22 protein-coding genes and 1 pseudogene are annotated in these 16,177 nt (G+C 36.4%); all 23 read left to right on the top strand.

From position 1 onward, the window contains the following. The first annotated feature begins 131 nt into the window (after positions 1–131). The 23 genes and pseudogenes from NST76_RS13930 to NST76_RS13820 all read left to right on the top strand — a co-directional run bounded on the left by NST76_RS13930 (position 132) and on the right by NST76_RS13820 (position 16,044). Positions 132–539 carry a DUF4280 domain-containing protein gene (locus tag NST76_RS13930; protein WP_089934858.1) on the top strand — a complete coding sequence of 136 codons (408 nt, stop codon included), beginning with the start codon at positions 132–134 and terminating at the stop codon, positions 537–539. Positions 540–572: 33 nt separating this feature from the next. Further along, positions 573–2,099, top strand: coding sequence for a contractile injection system protein, VgrG/Pvc8 family (locus NST76_RS13925; RefSeq protein ID WP_342534958.1), 1,527 nt, complete (start codon positions 573–575; stop codon positions 2,097–2,099). Next, positions 2,099–3,370: a hypothetical protein gene (locus tag NST76_RS13920; protein ID WP_342544046.1), complete on the top strand. Its 1,272-nt coding sequence runs from the start codon at positions 2,099–2,101 to the stop codon at positions 3,368–3,370. The genes NST76_RS13925 and NST76_RS13920 overlap by 1 nt, the downstream gene beginning before the upstream one ends. Before the next feature lie 11 nt (positions 3,371–3,381). Continuing rightward, positions 3,382–3,888 (top strand): hypothetical protein, encoded by a 507-nt coding sequence (locus NST76_RS13915; RefSeq protein WP_089935030.1) that lies wholly within the window; start codon positions 3,382–3,384, stop codon positions 3,886–3,888. Between the two features lie 555 nt (positions 3,889–4,443). Further along, positions 4,444–4,920, top strand: coding sequence for a hypothetical protein (locus NST76_RS13910; RefSeq protein WP_089935032.1), 477 nt, complete (start codon positions 4,444–4,446; stop codon positions 4,918–4,920). 184 nt (positions 4,921–5,104) lie between these two features. Continuing rightward, on the top strand, positions 5,105–5,512 hold the full coding sequence (locus NST76_RS13905; protein WP_089935034.1) for a zincin-like metallopeptidase toxin domain-containing protein: 408 nt from the start codon (positions 5,105–5,107) through the stop codon (positions 5,510–5,512). A gap of 11 nt (positions 5,513–5,523) precedes the next feature. Further along, positions 5,524–5,874 carry a hypothetical protein gene (locus NST76_RS13900; protein WP_089935036.1) on the top strand — a complete coding sequence of 117 codons (351 nt, stop codon included), beginning with the start codon at positions 5,524–5,526 and terminating at the stop codon, positions 5,872–5,874. A 538-nt stretch (positions 5,875–6,412) separates the two neighbouring features. After that, positions 6,413–6,721: a hypothetical protein gene (locus NST76_RS13895; RefSeq protein WP_342544042.1), complete on the top strand. Its 309-nt coding sequence runs from the start codon at positions 6,413–6,415 to the stop codon at positions 6,719–6,721. A gap of 104 nt (positions 6,722–6,825) precedes the next feature. Beyond that, the gene (locus tag NST76_RS13890) at positions 6,826–7,110 is read left to right on the top strand and encodes a hypothetical protein (RefSeq protein WP_342544040.1); all 285 of its coding nucleotides are present in this window, start codon (positions 6,826–6,828) and stop codon (positions 7,108–7,110) included. Positions 7,111–7,132: 22 nt separating this feature from the next. Continuing rightward, positions 7,133–7,465, top strand: coding sequence for a hypothetical protein (locus NST76_RS13885; protein ID WP_244504903.1), 333 nt, complete (start codon positions 7,133–7,135; stop codon positions 7,463–7,465). A gap of 393 nt (positions 7,466–7,858) precedes the next feature. Continuing rightward, positions 7,859–8,443 carry a hypothetical protein gene (locus NST76_RS13880; RefSeq protein WP_342544037.1) on the top strand — a complete coding sequence of 195 codons (585 nt, stop codon included), beginning with the start codon at positions 7,859–7,861 and terminating at the stop codon, positions 8,441–8,443. A 35-nt stretch (positions 8,444–8,478) separates the two neighbouring features. Then, positions 8,479–8,691: a hypothetical protein gene (locus NST76_RS13875; RefSeq protein WP_342544035.1), complete on the top strand. Its 213-nt coding sequence runs from the start codon at positions 8,479–8,481 to the stop codon at positions 8,689–8,691. Continuing rightward, positions 8,646–9,524, top strand: coding sequence for a hypothetical protein (locus tag NST76_RS13870; RefSeq protein ID WP_342544033.1), 879 nt, complete (start codon positions 8,646–8,648; stop codon positions 9,522–9,524). Before NST76_RS13875 ends, NST76_RS13870 begins: the two co-directional genes overlap by 46 nt. Positions 9,525–9,607: 83 nt before the next feature. Further along, the gene (locus NST76_RS13865; RefSeq protein WP_342544031.1) at positions 9,608–9,781 is read left to right on the top strand and encodes a hypothetical protein; all 174 of its coding nucleotides are present in this window, start codon (positions 9,608–9,610) and stop codon (positions 9,779–9,781) included. 16 nt (positions 9,782–9,797) lie between these two features. Further along, positions 9,798–10,151, top strand: coding sequence for a hypothetical protein (locus tag NST76_RS13860; protein WP_036150223.1), 354 nt, complete (start codon positions 9,798–9,800; stop codon positions 10,149–10,151). A 68-nt stretch (positions 10,152–10,219) separates the two neighbouring features. After that, positions 10,220–10,453: a hypothetical protein gene (locus NST76_RS13855; protein ID WP_244504883.1), complete on the top strand. Its 234-nt coding sequence runs from the start codon at positions 10,220–10,222 to the stop codon at positions 10,451–10,453. A gap of 569 nt (positions 10,454–11,022) precedes the next feature. Continuing rightward, positions 11,023–11,511: a hypothetical protein gene (locus NST76_RS13850; RefSeq protein ID WP_342544029.1), complete on the top strand. Its 489-nt coding sequence runs from the start codon at positions 11,023–11,025 to the stop codon at positions 11,509–11,511. Continuing rightward, positions 11,493–12,479 carry a CdiA family toxin C-terminal domain-containing protein gene (locus tag NST76_RS13845; protein WP_342544027.1) on the top strand — a complete coding sequence of 329 codons (987 nt, stop codon included), beginning with the start codon at positions 11,493–11,495 and terminating at the stop codon, positions 12,477–12,479. The genes NST76_RS13850 and NST76_RS13845 overlap by 19 nt, the downstream gene beginning before the upstream one ends. Positions 12,480–12,549: 70 nt before the next feature. After that, on the top strand, positions 12,550–12,882 hold the full coding sequence (gene cdiI, locus NST76_RS13840) for a ribonuclease toxin immunity protein CdiI (protein ID WP_342544025.1): 333 nt from the start codon (positions 12,550–12,552) through the stop codon (positions 12,880–12,882). 1,039 nt (positions 12,883–13,921) lie between these two features. Continuing rightward, positions 13,922–14,122 (top strand): hypothetical protein, encoded by a 201-nt coding sequence (locus NST76_RS13835; RefSeq protein ID WP_342544022.1) that lies wholly within the window; start codon positions 13,922–13,924, stop codon positions 14,120–14,122. Beyond that, a complete protein-coding gene (locus NST76_RS13830; protein WP_342544020.1) occupies positions 14,122–14,358 on the top strand; it encodes a hypothetical protein in 237 nt (78 codons plus the stop codon). The genes NST76_RS13835 and NST76_RS13830 overlap by 1 nt, the downstream gene beginning before the upstream one ends. A gap of 716 nt (positions 14,359–15,074) precedes the next feature. Next, positions 15,075–15,560, top strand: a pseudogene (locus tag NST76_RS13825) (DNA/RNA non-specific endonuclease); the annotation flags it as partial. Between the two features lie 4 nt (positions 15,561–15,564). Further along, positions 15,565–16,044, top strand: coding sequence for an immunity protein YezG family protein (locus NST76_RS13820; protein WP_340811552.1), 480 nt, complete (start codon positions 15,565–15,567; stop codon positions 16,042–16,044). Positions 16,045–16,177 lie beyond the last annotated feature (133 nt).

The raw sequence follows: 16,177 nt of genomic DNA, 5'->3' as shown, positions 1-16,177 counted from the left end.
TTGAAAAAGGTCAAGAAGTGCAAAAGAAAATGAGGATTTTCAAATAAGGCGTCGATTTTACATGCTTGTAGCTGACTCTGTTTATCTAAACATATCGCACAAATCTTATGTATGGAAAGGATGGTTTTTCTATGTCAGAAGAAATGCAGACAAAGGGCGGCGATCAACGCAGCTATGTTGTAGCTGGTGCTAAATTATCCTGCTCGCAGGGAGATCAAACGAGTATCTTAAAAATGCCCGTTAGTCATGGCGTATATACGAAAAATAAAGCCCAAATGAATACGATGGATTATAAGCCTAATATCAATATTCAACCATTTGGCTTATGTCAAACATTAGCTAATCCTATCGTTGCAGCTGCCACAGCCGCCAATAACGGTGTCTTAAAGCCAATGCCCTGTACACCTGTCATCACGATGCCCTGGATTAATGGGAAGGATGATCAATTAATTGAAAATCACCCAGCGTTAAGTAGTCAATCGATTAATATGTGTATGTATTGTGGAACGATAAAAGTAGAAGATGATGGGCAAGAATAAGCCATTGTCCCTTGAGGAAAGAAGGGAATTCATGTGAACACATACGAGGAAGTAATCGGATACGGCGAGCTTGAACTCGTATCCCCCTATGAAATCCAGACGTTGCATAATCTCACGTTGACCCAAACAGTGAATGATCATGCAAGGTTATCCATAACAGGATTTATCCCTGCTGAAAAGAAAGATAGTTGTATGCAGCTTGCCAGTACAACAGATAAGATAGAGCTCTATCAAAAACGTAAAGGACAACGACTGCATGCACTTTTTAAAGGACAGGTAACAGAAATGGCTGTTCGAATGGAAAGGGGAGTATATCAAATTGAACTAGAGGCTGTTTCATCTACATTCACCATGGATTGTAAACAAAAATATCGCTCCTTCCAACATAATCAGATGACTTATCAGGCTATGTTAAAAAAGGTACTAGAAGATTATTCTGGTGCAGATGTTATTGATACTGTGTTGAAGGCTACTCCTCTCAAGCAATTTATATTACAATATAAGGAGACGGATTGGCAATTTTTACAACGTATGGCTTCCCATTTTCGTACCGTGTTAGTTGCAGCAGTGGATGCTGATAAACCAAAGTTTTGGTTTGGACTACCTGAAGGGCGAATGGAAAAGCTGTCGGCGGCAAATTATACGATCTTAAAGGATCGCTCTAAGTTTTTACATAGTAAGCATAATGACATCGAGCGGCCAATGGAGGAACGAGATACAGTCGCCTATGTGATAGATTCTAGAAAAATATTGAAGCTCGGTGACCGTGTTCAGCTCCAAGGTAAGAAGCTTGTAGTAGCCAAGTCCATCGCCCAGATGAAGCAAGGTATCCTTACTTATGAATATCATTTGTTGTTTGAAAAAGGCATACGTCAAGACAGACGAAGTATTCCGTTCCTGCCTGGCACAGCAATTGAAGGTAAGGTTTTAGAGGTCAAAAAAGATCAAGTAAGAGTACATCTTACCATTGATGAGGTGCAAAAGAAGGAAGAAGCTACCTGGTTCCCACTGGCTACGCCTTATACAGCAGAAGGCCATAGCGGATTTTACAGTCCGCCAGAGGTGGGGGACAGTGTCCACCTTGTCTTCCCAACACATCGAGAGGAAGCAGCGATTGTTCGCCACAGTGTACGAAAAGGCGGCGATGCCAACCCAAAAACGGCTGATCCGAAAACGTCATACTGGGGTACGCCAAAAGGGAAGGAAATGAAGCTAGACCCACAGTCCGTGACATTCACCGCCCAGGAGGGAGCCGTTTTTCTTCAGCTCCATCAGGACAGCGGCATTACCGTGCATAGTAAGCCATCCCTACTAGTCAAAGCGAATGGCACAATCACCTTTGCTGGAAAACGTGTGTCCATGAGTGCAGCTGAATCAATGCGTTTCACATGTGGCTCCAGTAGTCTTGTGTTTGATGGCAATACGGATATCCAGGGACAGGTTGTCACAATGGAAGGGTCCATCAAAGCCCCTGTATCAGTCGCTTCGCAGGAAGAAGCAGACCTTGAGTCAGCCCTAGACATGATGGGGATGATCCCTGTTGGTGGGGGTGATGCCTAATGGGTCTATTAGGACTGGCGGGGAGCTTACTGGGGATGATTCCGAAAGTAGGCTCTCCAGGTGGCAAGAAAAAAGGAAAGAGCGGAGGATCGAAAGGAAAAAGCTCCAAGAAATCCTCCAAAAAGAAGGGCTCGACAAAGAAGAAACAACGAAAGTCCAATAAAAAGAAGAAAAAAAGAAAAAACGCAGGAAGAAAAAGAAGAAGTGGGGTAAATTCTTTACCAAGGCCCAAGCTGAAAAATAGTCTATCCAAGAGTAAATTGGTCAAATGGGCGAAGAAGGCCATTAAAAAAGCGGTCCTGACCACGAAAAAGGTGGTACAGAAAACAAAGGCGGCTGTAACGAAAGCCAAGCAACAGGTGAAGACCGCTGTCCAACAGACGAAGCAGGTAGTCAAGGAAAAGGTACTACCGACGCCAGCAACGAAAAAACCAACGAATAATTCAAGTGCAAAAGCAAAAGCTTCGTCAGTGGATAAAAACAGGATAACAAGTGAAGCCGAACTAAAAGCTCTATTAGATGAGCACAGAAAAACGAGAGTCATCGGCAGTGATGGTGAACCAATCACAACGCTTATTGATAAACGCAAGGTTTTAAGTGCAGAATCAACTGCCACTCCAGACGGCTTAGCCCCTTATGTCGTGCTAGGCTCCAAAATGTCATACGCCCTGTTTATTGAGGATTATCTCAAATTGTCTGATGCAAATGCGCCAATAAAAGAAAATTTTGAAGCAGGACTCTCATTAATTAACCCTGTAAGGAAAGTAAAAAAGGGAGAAGAGGCATTAGAATCCATAAAAAATATGGAAAAGGTAATAGAAGAAACCTATGGTCTTGCCAATAATAGCAAAAAGGCAAAGGATGCACAGACAACCCAAAAAGAAATCGATCAACTAGGCGAGTATGTGAAGAAGCTTGATAAGGGTACGGATAAAGTTGAAATAAGTTATCCTTTAAGTTCAACAAATAAAAAACATATTAACAAGCATAATATTGAATCTCTAAAGCAACAATCTAAATATTTATCCGACTCCCAATTAGCAGATAAATTAGAGTCTAGTTTCTTTAATCCAAAGTGGAGTAAAGATGACATAAATAAATATGCTGAAATTGCATATAATGATTTGAAAAGTCAAGGGAAAACAGGGAACCTGACATATGAAATAGGTGGGGAAATAATAGATGTATTTATTCATCCAGATGGTCAATTTGGTAGTGTTTATGGAAGACATAAATTTACAGTTGAGGATATTAGAAAAATGACTAAATAAGGTGGAAAATGATGTTCAAAATTAGTTTTAAAATATTTGAAAATGATAGTGTAGAGGAAATGGAGCTCAATGGGGCAGATGGGTATCTCCAATTTGAAATTGATAATGAAACTTATGGTATATTTATCCCTGAAGATATTGATGAGTTTTCAGTCTCTATTTATTGGTGGTTGTATTATTTTTTAAAAGCAGTATTAATTTTGAAAACTGAAAGCTATGTTTTAATCAGTGATATTGAAAAACCTAAGATTTGGATTGAACTAGTAAAAGAAAAAAATATAGTGAAAATAAGTAAAGTTACTGCTGATAAACCTGAAGGAAGTGGGGCAATAGAAACGAAAGAAATGCCTAATTTAATTCATCAGTATTGGAAAGATAAACAAATTAGTTATGAGGACCTCAAAACAGAAGTAGTAAATAAAACTAAGTTATATATTGAAGAATTAAGAGTATTAAATAATGATGTAAATAAAGATATTTTGAATTTGGAAAGTTTGATATTAGAAATTGAAAAATAAATTCTTTAATGTTCCTAATTTAATCAAACAGGGTGAGAAATAGTTTTTTACAAAAGATTTATATATAACCTGTGAAATTCGTTGGCACGTGGCTATAACAATGAATTATAATAAAAAACGCTCTTATGTTTACAGAATAAGATATATTTTAATTTGAATTAATAACTCATGAAGGCTAGACCATCAAGGAGTGCTATTTTAACAATTAAGCAATAAGAGCGAGAATAGGCGAGATGACAATTTATTTACAAGGACCACTTATGGATGGCATAAGCAACAAACACATGAGATTAAACAAGCTAAAGGGTTTAAACGTTACACTTGCCATGTGGTAAAAAAGATGTCATACTGTCAGTACTAAACTAACTTATAAAACTTGCAAATATTAATAAACTTAGAAAATTAATAAACTTAAAGCACTTGATTGTCTATAACAGGCGACAAGTGCTTTTTTGCATGTTTAAATACGTAAATTGAAAAGATTACGATTATTTAATTAGTATACTAAGTGTTAAATTTTATATCAGTACTAGCATACAAGGGGAAGAAAATGCGATGGAGATAGAGGTTTCGATAGATAAGTTCGTTATAGATTATAAGGATGTACCACATTCAGCATTTTTATGTGTTTATATATTGGGGGTGAAGAAATATCAAGTGAAAATGAAGATTTATAGTGGAGCATATAGCTATGAATTGCACATGCGGAAAAGTGACGATGTATATATTCATTTATATTTTAAAAACTATAGAGAAACAGAAGGTCACTTACATACCCTAAGGATTGAAACAAGGCCAGAGCATTACTCACATTTTAGAGAAATACTAGAGATGATAGGAATACGAGCAAGCCACTTAGAATTTGTAAGCTGTGATGTAGCGTATGATATACAAATAGGCTTGGAAAATATTGTGGCGATACTACCGATAGACGCACGGAGGAATAGACACACTTTGATACAACACGATATTTTGGTAGAAGTGACCAGCGTAAAAGGAATGGTTACTGTAGGATTTATGATAAAAGACTAGAGTTAGCAAAGGGGTTATCCATCATATTCAGAAAGAAATGTATGCTTGAGTTGTGTAAATGAACTAAAATCATTTAGTAGTGATTATAAAAATATAGAATTATATATCTATGAAGCCAAAAAAATATGTATAAATTAAAAAATGGTAAAGTTATGGAAGATTAACAAAATGATAGGTGATAACAGTGGAAAAGAATTTTATAGTACAGTATGAGTTAGAATTTCCAAATGAATATACAAGTGATCTAGTTAAGCAAGTAGGTGAAATTATGGAAATACCAACTAATTTAGCAAGAGAAACGAAGTTTGAAAATATTCAAGATTTTGAATCCGAATCAGAGATTATTCGCATAATGACAAAACTAGAAAACCCTAGTAATTTCATTTTAGTGAAATTTAGTAAAGTAGATTGGTACTATGCAATTGTAATAAGATGTAATCAAAGCGTACATAGAGAGGAGTATGTTTATAACGAAATTATGCGAAAAAAAGATAAATTTTCTGAGGAAGAAATATTATTTTCTCAAAGGTATATTTATAAATTAAGGAGTGGAAACTGGCCGCCACAAGATTGGAAAGGCTTTGAAGAATGAGAGGGGAACTAATGATAACTAAATTATCAAATGATCAGGCATTTAAAATAGCTCAAGATTATAAAGAGAAATATAAATTAACAGGAACAATTGATTGTACCCGAGATAGAACAATTAAAGCATACAGTGGGTTTGATGGGGTTAAGGGAGTAGCATGGCTCGTTTTAGTTAGTATAGTTCCTACTGTATATGAAGTGGATGACGAATATACTATAATTATTTCAGATGAAAAAGCAGAAGTTGAATACATTATAGATCCTAATGGACATTACTACTGTCCTCATTCAAAGGGAAGTAGAGGAATGACAGATGAGGAATTTGATGCAATTTGGGATGAGGATGTTGATGAGGGAGAGAATTAAAAACCATTAATAATTTTAGAGTTTTCATTTTAAGAATCAAGTTCGTATGATACAACTAACAAACCAAACGATAGATGATTCAAATACTTGATAAATTTCAAAAGCTCTTTCCCATTTGAACCATGAGTGAGAATGAGCTTTTTTGTATGTCCAAAATTAAAGGAGGACAAAACAAATGACAAAAGAAGTACAAATAGTAGCAGAGGAAAAAGAAATAATTACACAGGTTCAAGTAGGAAGCGATTAGAGCTGGCCATTAAAAGTACACCAGAGAGATAAGAAACAAAGCAGAAAAGCTGAAACAAACTGGGCTTAACGGTTGCGCAGGTAATGACGAAAGTCGACAATGAAGGAAATAGCTATCAAAATAAAGTCAGTTGCAACAACAGTGACAAAAGAAATCAAAAATCCAGTAGTCAAGTCATTCAATAGCTTCAAGGTAATTGGTAAAGATTTTAAAATGGACTAGATACAAGGGCAGATAAAGCATTCAACTCACCATATAATTTTGTAAATTATCTTACACTAGGTGCAGTAGATGGCATTTGGTCCTGTAAAAAGTAGAACAGATAAGATGTTTGATTCACTGTCTGATTTTATAAATTATGCAACATCTGGCTTTACGGGAATGGTACAAGGTGCGGTGAACCCGAAAGACCCACTATCGAAAGAGCATGGGTTAGACAGCTTTGGCGTTGCCACGTCCGTATTGGGAGTTAAAGGAGCGTCTAGTACAAAACCTACTGGAGTACCAAGTAATAAGTCTACTAGCAGCAGTTCGAGTAATAGTAATAAGGTTAAAAGTGAATATGCTGATGTTTTTAGAAAAATCCCGCTGATCCATTAAAGGATATACTTGGACCAGGTAAACAATCTCATTATGCAGAATGGAATAAAATAATTAATGAAATAGAATCTCAAGGTGTCGAGATAGTTTATAAAGATGGCGTTATGGCTTACTCTCCAAGCAGTGGGAAACCAGGACAATTGGTGATAGATGAAAATTCTTCCATTGGTGCTTTAATTCATGAATATACACATTATTTAGATGATAAGAAACAAGGTTTTCCTGGTATGAGTTATCATTTCCAAACTAAAAACCGTGTTAAGATGGAATTAAATGCATATATGAGGGAAGTAGAATTTGCAGAAAAGATTGGACGTAGAGATATTGCGAATATGCTATTTGAAAACTACATTCAAGAAAGATCTTTGTTGACGAATCACTTAAAATGATAAAAGAAGTGAGTTGATATATTTGAATATTTTAGAGAAAATTAATAATGGAAATTGTGCAGTTGAAGAGTTGGTAGAACTACTTGGTGAAAAGAATCCAATAATTTTATATCATGTAATGATTGCTGTTGGTAAATATGAGATATTCAATGAAGATCTAATTAAAACACTAAATGAATTGTCCTTTAAAAGAGAGTCTAAAGATAAGTTGATAGGATATTATAAAATTGGTGATTTGGCTATGGTGACGTTAAAAAAAATTGGATTTAATCTAGAAGTTATCCCTACTTATCAAAAACTTGATGATTTTGAGCAAGGAATGATATTAAAATTATATAGTGAGATAGAATGGTGATATATTGAATTTTAGAATAAGTACAAATGCTCAAATGTTAAATAATGGTCCAGATTGTTGATTTTAATTGAAACAATCTTACCCTGATTTAACAGCCTTATGAGAATATTCATAGAAATTTGATCAGATTAAAAGTGTAAAGGCGTTTAAAAAAGAAATATATTTATTTTGAAAATAATAATATGTAACCAAAGTGTTCAATTATTTAAATGGTATATTTAACCTTATATATTAAACAGCTCGGATGCCATTTTAAATGTGGTTGTGAGCTGTTTATTTTATTGTAAATTCTTACAAATAGATAAAATATATCATTATTTTTGGCACAGCAATTGAAGGTAAGGTTTAGAGGTAAAAAAAGATCAAGTAAGAGTACATCTTACCATTGATGGGGTGCAAAAGAAGGAAGAAGCTACCTGGTTCCCACTGGCTACGCCTTATACAGCAGAAGGCCATAGCGGATTTTACAGTCCGCCAGAGGTGGCGGACTGTGTCCACCTTGCCTTCCCAACACATCGAGAGGAAGCTGCGATTGTTCGCCACAGTGTACGAAAAGGCGGTGATGCCAACCCAAAAACGGCTGATCCGAAAACGTCATACTGGGGTACGCCAAAAGGGAAGGACATGAAGCTAGACCCACAGTCCGTGACATTCACCGCCCAGGAGGGAGCCGTTTTTCTTCAGCTCCATCAGGACAGCGGCATTACCGTGCATAGTAAGCCGTCCCTGCTAGTCAAAGCGAATGGCACAATCACCTTTGCTGGAAAACGTGTGTCTATGAGTGCAGCTGAATCGATGCGTTTCACATGTGGCTCCAGTAGTCTTGTGTTTGATGGCAATACGGATATCCAGGGACAGGTTGTCACGATGGAAGGGTCCATCAAAGCCCCTGTATCAGTCGCTTCGCAGGAAGAAGCAGACCTTGAGTCAGCCCTAGACATGATGGGGATGATCCCTGTTGGTGGGGGTGATGCCTAATGGGTCTATTAGGACTAGCGGGGAGCTTACTGGGGATGATTCCGAAAGTAGGCTCTCCAGGTGGAAAGAAAAAAGGAAAGAGCGGAGGATCGAAAGGAAAAAGCTCCAAGAAATCTTCCAAAAAGAAGGGCTCGACAAAGAAGAAACAACGAAAGTCCAATAAAAAGAAGAAAAAGAAAAAACGCAGGAAGAAAAAGAAGAAGTGGGGGAAATTCTTTACCAAGGCCCTAAACTCTATAATAAACTAAGCAAAAGTAAGATAGCGAAGCAATTTAAGAAAGTTGTAAAAAGTGCTGTACTAGCTGGCAAAAAAACTTATAAACAAGTAGTAAACAAAACTAAAGCAGTTTATAACCAGACAAAGCAAGTGGTAAAGGAAGTAAAAGCTGCCGCAAAAGAAGCTGTCAAAGTCTATAAGTCTTTAGATAAAATGGAGCCACTCAATATAAGTAAGGATATGTCTAAAAAAGAAAAATTCTTACGGACAGGGTTTAACATGGGCCTCCAACAAACCCAAAAATCTAAAGGAAAGTTTGATGCAACCGTAGATGTTGCTAAAAACACTTATAATGATGTAAAAAAATTAGTAACTGATCCGATAGGCGTAGTGAAAGAAACAACAGACAGTTTGAAAAATTTTGCTTCACATCCACTGGTAGCCGTGAAAACAATTGGGGGTTCAATAAAAGACTCTTTTGAAAAAGATGTTATTCATGGTAATGACTATTCACGAGCATACTGGGGAACAAAAGCAACCCTAAATACAGCTACAGCTGTTGTTGGGACAAAAGGTGTTGGAACACTAACAAAAGTAGGGAAGACTTCGACTGGAGTAACAAGTGTTAAGTCTACTACCAGTTCGAGTAGTAGTAAGGGTACGGGTAATAGTAGGTTACCAGATCATATGTTAGGGAAAAATGATGCTGACCCATTTAGAGATATATATGGTCCAGGACGTCTCTCACATCCTGAAGAATGGGAAAGTATTATTAAGAAAACAAAGGAAGCGGGGGTAGAAGTAAGAATATTAGATCGTGATATCATGGCGTATGCACCAAAAGGAAATGGTCCGGGCAATTAAATATTTATGAAAATGCATCAATAAGTGCTTTGAGACATGAGTATCAACATTTTTTAGATGATATGTCAAAAGGGTATCCAAAATTGGAAGTTACTTATGAGTTCAAGAATAGAATTATTATGGAGCTAAGAGCGTATATGGTTGAAATCAAAGAGGCTGAAAGGATTGGTAACAAGGCTCTTGCTGAACAACTGTGGAACAACTATAGGGAAGAAAGACAGTATTTGATAGATGCATTTGGTCCTATAAATGAATAAAGGGAGGCAATGAGAAATGAAACCTTTAAGTTTATCAAGGGAAATTAGAGAGGGAAAACTAAACGACCTAGAGATTATTAAATGTTTGGATATTCATCATAATCAAGTATTGGTTAGTGCTATAGATCAGATTGTCAGTAGAAAATTATGTAATGAGAAAATTATATCGAGGTTAGTAGAGATTAGTGAATTTAGAGACCCGAAAGTAAATAAACTTTTCGGTATTGATACAATAGGCCATTATAGCATTGCGGCACTTGGGACTATAAATACACCTGAATCGAAATTGAAATATGAAGAATTAATGACTAATCTTGATGAGTGGGACAAAGAAATTGTGATAAGAATAGTTAATAACATGAATAATTGAACTAATGGTAATAGTGAGTTCATGTATAATGTTAAATCCCTCCTCAATTATAAAGGGAGGTATAAAAAATGTTTGAAGACAAAGTCAGAGCAATCTTAGGTGCACGAGCATTACTAGATGATAATGATCCAAGAATTGAACAAAGATGGGAAGAGTTAATTATATTATTAAGCGGAGATGAAAATTTGACTCTGAATTTTTTGCAGGTTTGTATAAAAATAGAACTTTCATTTTTAAGTGAGGTTTTTGAAAAAGTGGCATCTAATTTGCAAACTAAAAAGTATACTGAATTACTATATTGATTAGATGGAAGATACCCAAACTTAAATTTAAAGAGAAGTATACAGATTACTGAGGAACACATGGATTAAATTTAGGGTATCAAAGTTTTTGAAACTAAAAGTTGATGCGAAAAAATATTTAATTTAAACTCATTATTTCTTTCGAAGAAACAAATAATGATATTTTATATCAAGAGAGATTTATTTTGATTACCAAACAAACCTTGATTGGCTAACACCTTTCAAGGTTTTTTTATGGTTAAAATAATAAGATTCTTGGGTCAAAATCATAATATATAATAGACAGTATATCCCACTACAGCAGGACAGTGGTATCACGGTACATAGTAAGCCACCATTACTCATCAAAGCCAATGACACAATCACCTTTCCTGGCAAGAAAATTGCCCTTAGTGCAACGGACTTCATGCGTTTTACTTGCGGCTCTAGCAGTCTTGTATTTGATGGCAATACCGATATCCAGGGACAGGTAGTGACGATGGATGGCTCAATTAAAGCCCCTGTATCCGTCTCTGCGCAAGAGGAAGCAGACCTCGATTCCGCCCTAGACATGATGGGGATGATCCCTAATGGGTCTATTAGGATTAGCAGGAAGCTTACTGGGGATGATTCCAAAAGTAGGCTCTCCAGGTGGCAAGAAAAAAGGAAAGAGCGGAGGATCGAAAGGAAAAAGCTCCAAGAAATCCTCCAAAAAGAAGGGCTCGACAAAGAAGAAACAACGAAAGTCCAATAAAAAGAAGAAAAAGAAAAAACGCAGGAAGAAAAAGAAGAAGTGGGGTAAATTCTTTACCAAGGCTCGGAAGCTGAAAAATAGTCTATCCAAGAGTAAATTGGTCAAATGGGCGAAGAAGGCCATAAAAAAAGCGGTCCTGACCACGAAAAAGGTGGTACAGAAAACAAAGGCGGCTGTAACGAAAGCCAAGCAACAGGTGAAGACCGCTGTCCAACAGACGAAGCAGGTAGTCAAGGAAAAGGTACTACCGACGCCAGCAACGAAAAAACCAACGAATAATTCAAGTGCAAAAGCAAAAGCTTCGTCGTGGATAAAAACAGGATAACAAGTGAAGCCGAACTAAAAGCTCTATTAGATGAGCACAGAAAAACGAGAGTCATCGGCAGTGATGGTGAACCAATCACAACGCTTATTGATAAACGCAAGGTTTTAAGTGCAGAATCAACTGCCACTCCAGACGGCTTAGCCCCTTATGTCGTGCTAGGCTCCAAAATGTCATACGCCCTGTTTATTGAGGATTATCTCAAATTGTCTGATGCAAATGCGCCAATAAAAGAAAATTTTGAAGCAGGACTCTCATTAATTAACCCTGTAAGGAAAGTAAAAAAGGGAGAAGAGGCATTAGAATCCATAAAAAATATGGAAAAGGTAATAGAAGAAACCTATGGTCTTGCCAATAATAGCAAAAAGGCAAAGGATGCACAGACAACCCAAAAAGAAATCGATCAACTAGGCGAGTATGTGAAAAAGCTTGATAAGGGTACGGTAAAAGATGTTACTTTTAAAAAGGGTTATGATACACATTTAACCGAAGTGGAGGGTTTTAAAGCAAAACCGAATATTGGAATAAAGGGTGGTCACAATCTTGAGAACTTTGAACAATTTATTTTAGATAACTTTGGTAATCAAGTTAAGGATATTAATCAAGCTGTTACTAAAACGTCTCATCCTGATATTTCAGGAATTTATGAGGTAAAATATAAGCTTCCTGTTTATGATGGATTGAGTAAAGAAAATGGTGGAAAAGGTAACTTTACTGGACAGTGGAAAGAGTATAAGAATCCTAAGACAGTATATGACCCAAAGGTTTTTTCTGATGAACAGATATTAAAGTTGGGTAGGGAAGCAATGGAAGAAGGTATTAGTAATAATAGGATAATTCAAGGTGGAGATAGGTCACCAAGTGATATGGTAGAAGGGTATGTCAATGTAAATGGGAAACAATTGAAATTTATGGGCTTTAAAGACAAAAATACAGGTGAGATTTCGAATTTCTTCCCAGTTCTAGATTAAATGTTAAAGGAGTGTTTGTTATGGTGAGGAAGTTTTTATTATTGAAGAATTTTCAGAAAAAGTTGAGTTGATGCGTCTATATTACAAAATAATAGGTGATGGGAAGTTTATGGAAGCGATTGAAAATTTCAAAAACAAACAAGGTTTTGGGATTGATCCAGTATGTTGTATTTTTGCAAATGAATATCAGCCAGGAGAAGAGGGATATTTTGGTGAAACTGGTGTTAACTTCAGTATACAACCTCCTATGGCTGAAGTTGAGGAAAATGCTATTGTAGATGAAAATGTATTTTTTCAATATTTATCAGAGGCTGGGGAAGACTATTTAACAAGACGACCTCAAGATCGAACAAGAGTTGAAGTTTCCTTAAAAGAACTAAAAGAAATTTTAATTTTATCATAATTTAAGATGGAGAAGAAATAGATATTTCAAGACACATTTACCAGATTTTAGATTAATTAAAAGTACTAGTATATATGTGAGAAGAAGTATTATTTGGGTTAAATGTTAAATTTGGAGTAGGAATAAAATTATTTTTTCAATATTTAACTATCACCTTGATAGGCTAACTACCTTTCAAGGTTTTTTGTTATGGTTAAAACAATACGACTTTAGGAAGACAACCCATATTTACTGTGAGAATTTGTGGTTTACAGTGTAGGTGTTAAATAAAGCTCCCACATTTACAAAATCAATATGTCATGAAGGCTGTACCATCAAGAATGTTACCCGATGATAAAAAGCGTGAGAAGTAAGCGAGATGACATTTTACATGGCGAGGGGAATGGTTAATAACGAATGATACTGACAAAGCTCGTGGCGATAAATACAAGGTATAATATGACAGAGTCATTTAAAACTTGTTTACGGTTAAAGATTCCTTGAATTTGAATTAATAACTCATGAAGGCTAGACCATCAAGGAGTGCTATTTTAACAATTAAGCAATAAGAGCGAGAATAGGCGAGATGACAATTTATTTACAAGGACCACTTATGGATGGCATAAGCAACAAACACACGAGATTAAACAAGCTAAAGGGTTTAAACGTTACACTTGCCAAGTAGTATAAAAGATGTCATACTGTCGATATAAAAATAACTTATAAAACTTTCAAATATATTAATAAACTTAGAAAATTTATAAACTTAAAGCACTTGATTGTCTATAACAGGCGACAAGTGCTTTTTCATGTTTAAATACGTAAATTGAAAAGATTACGATTATTTAATTAGTGTACTAAGTGTTAAATTTTATACAAGTACAGGCATACAATTATATGTTGGAGTGAAGAAATATAAAGTGAAAAAAAGATTTATAATGGATAGATAGTAGTTTTAGGTAAATAGCGGATAGTCAGTTTAGCGGTATAACCGTGCATAGTAAGCCATCCCTACTAGTCAAAGCGAATGGCACAATCACCTTTGTAAAAACGTGTGTCCATGAGTGCAGCTGAATCAATGCGTTTCACATGTGGCTCCAGTAGTCTTGTGTTTGATGGCAATACGGATATCCAGGGACAGGTTGTCACAATGGAAGGGTCCATCAAAGCCCCTGTATCAGTCGCTTCGCAGGAAGAAGCAGACCTTGAGTCAGCCCTAGACATGATGGGGATGATCCCTGTTGGTGGGGGTGATGCCTAATGGGTCTATTAGGACTAGCGGGAAGCTTACTGGGGAGGATTCCAAAAGTAGGCTCTCCAGGTGGCAAGAAAAAAGGAAAGAGCGGAGGAACGAAAGGAAAAAGCTCCAAGAAATCCTCCAAAAAGAAGGGCTCGACAAAGAAGAAACAACGAAAGTCCAATAAAAAGAAGAAAAAGAAAAAACGCAGGAAGAAAAAGAAGAAGTGGGGTAAATTCTTTACCAAGGCCCTAAGCTGAAAAATAGTCTATCCAAGAGTAAATTGGTCAAATGGGCGAAGAAGGCCATAAAAAAAGCGATCCTGACCACGAAAAAGGTTGTGAAAAAAACAAAGGCGGCTGTGTCGAAAGCCAAGCAACAGGTAAAGGCCGCTGTCAAACAGACGAAGCAGGTAGTCAAGGAAAAGGTACTACCGGCTGTAAAAAAAGCCGCTCAAGCGACGACCAAAGTAGTGAAAAATGCTGTAAAACCTAAAAATCTGTTAGATACGCTACAAGTAGGATTAGATTTAATAGGGTTAATCCCAGGTGTCGGCGAAGTAGCGGATGGCGTGAATGGTCTTATTTATCTGGCCAGAGGTGATAAGGTCAATGCGGCCCTCTCCTTTGGCGCGATGATTCCGATTGTGGGCTGGGCGGCGACAGGTGGGAAATTGATAAAAAAAGGTGCTGGGGTAGTTAAGGGTGTCAGTGAAGGTGTTCAAAACGTGCTGAAAGGTCCAGTAGGAAGTGTAGTAGACCAAGTCAAAAAGCAAGTAGTGAACGTGAAAACCCAGATACAATCCAAAGTAGCCGAAGTCAAACAGCAACTGCGTCAGCTGGGATCACAACAGTGGGAGTTAGCAGGAGCAGGTGGAGACATTAGACGCGTGGAGGATACAGGAACAGTAGGAAGAAACACAACAACTCCAAGTCCGAAGCCGTCTAATTCCCAACCTACGCCTTCTCCCAAAGCGGTGAATTACGGTGAACATTTCACGAAGAATGGTAGAAAAAAAGTTTTAAAACCAAATGTAGAATACAAAACACCAGAAGGTTATACTTATCGTACAGATAGCAATGGACGTATTACCGATTGTGAAGGAACGCTTGTACTAGGTACAGCTGAACGAAATGCATACGCACAGAGAACAGTGGGAGGAAAAGATCCATTACCTGATGACGACGGTGGACACTTAATAGGAGCACAGTTTAAAGGGCCAAAGGATATCGATAACCTAGTTCCACAAAATAGCCAGATTAACCGTTCTGGTGGTGAATGGTTCAATATGGAGACAGAATGGGCAAATGCATTGAAAGAAACACCTCCGAAAAAAGTTACTGTACAAATTAATCCGACATACTCAGGGAATTCAATGCGACCAGATTCTTTTGAAGTAACTTACCAAATAGGGAATAAAAGAGAAGTTACTAGAACAATACTAAATCAACCGGGAGGTTAGTAAAATGGAAGAACAGATGAATGTATTATATAGAAAAATAGCAGAAACAATAAATGAATTAATACCAGAAGACTGGGAAGAATTTTATTTTAATGGTGAGGTGGAAAATGGAGAAGGAGGAGTTTTCTTTTTTTACAAACCAACAAATAAGGAATATTATGTTTATTGCCGAGATATTTTAAAAAAGTACAATATCAATTTACAGATATATAATGGTTTAATGAGGAAATTATTAGAAACAACAAATAGTTTGAAGAATGTATTTTTAGATAATGGACAAGATCCTTGGTTTTCAATTACCATGAAACTTACATCTGAAGGAAAGTTAAAAATTGAATATGATTATACTAAATGGAAAGAATCAAGTTTTGGCCCTTCCGATAGGTTGGAATATTGGGAAAGTAAATATCTGAATAATATACCACAAGATGAAGGGGACAGAATTAAAATTGATAAAATGAAGGAATTTGAAAATAATAATTGAGGGGATATATATGCAGTACATATTAAAAACCTAACAGCTTAATATTTCAGTAGATAATATAAAATGAGAGATTTTGTTTTATATGGTACTGTGAGAGTATAAAGCTCTTAGATAATACGATTTTGGAGATAAG

This window comes from Lysinibacillus sp. FSL W7-1291, assembly GCF_038593415.1.
Lineage (GTDB): Bacteria > Bacillota > Bacilli > Bacillales_A > Planococcaceae > Lysinibacillus > Lysinibacillus fusiformis_D.
Note: the sequence above shows the minus strand (reverse complement) of the source record. Positions and strands in the feature narration are given on the sequence as shown.

Coding starts and splice junctions, on each gene's coding strand:
- NST76_RS13930 (WP_089934858.1), top strand. CDS start 132: ATGTCAGAAGAAATGCAGACAAAGGGCGGCGATCAACGCAGCTATGTT.
- NST76_RS13920 (WP_342544046.1), top strand. CDS start 2,099: ATGGGTCTATTAGGACTGGCGGGGAGCTTACTGGGGATGATTCCGAAA.
- NST76_RS13915 (WP_089935030.1), top strand. CDS start 3,382: ATGTTCAAAATTAGTTTTAAAATATTTGAAAATGATAGTGTAGAGGAA.
- NST76_RS13910 (WP_089935032.1), top strand. CDS start 4,444: ATGGAGATAGAGGTTTCGATAGATAAGTTCGTTATAGATTATAAGGAT.
- NST76_RS13900 (WP_089935036.1), top strand. CDS start 5,524: ATGATAACTAAATTATCAAATGATCAGGCATTTAAAATAGCTCAAGAT.
- NST76_RS13895 (WP_342544042.1), top strand. CDS start 6,413: ATGGCATTTGGTCCTGTAAAAAGTAGAACAGATAAGATGTTTGATTCA.
- NST76_RS13890 (WP_342544040.1), top strand. CDS start 6,826: ATGGCTTACTCTCCAAGCAGTGGGAAACCAGGACAATTGGTGATAGAT.
- NST76_RS13875 (WP_342544035.1), top strand. CDS start 8,479: ATGATTCCGAAAGTAGGCTCTCCAGGTGGAAAGAAAAAAGGAAAGAGC.
- NST76_RS13860 (WP_036150223.1), top strand. CDS start 9,798: ATGAAACCTTTAAGTTTATCAAGGGAAATTAGAGAGGGAAAACTAAAC.
- NST76_RS13855 (WP_244504883.1), top strand. CDS start 10,220: ATGTTTGAAGACAAAGTCAGAGCAATCTTAGGTGCACGAGCATTACTA.
- NST76_RS13850 (WP_342544029.1), top strand. CDS start 11,023: ATGGGTCTATTAGGATTAGCAGGAAGCTTACTGGGGATGATTCCAAAA.
- cdiI (WP_342544025.1), top strand. CDS start 12,550: ATGCGTCTATATTACAAAATAATAGGTGATGGGAAGTTTATGGAAGCG.
- NST76_RS13835 (WP_342544022.1), top strand. CDS start 13,922: ATGAGTGCAGCTGAATCAATGCGTTTCACATGTGGCTCCAGTAGTCTT.
- NST76_RS13830 (WP_342544020.1), top strand. CDS start 14,122: ATGGGTCTATTAGGACTAGCGGGAAGCTTACTGGGGAGGATTCCAAAA.
- NST76_RS13820 (WP_340811552.1), top strand. CDS start 15,565: ATGGAAGAACAGATGAATGTATTATATAGAAAAATAGCAGAAACAATA.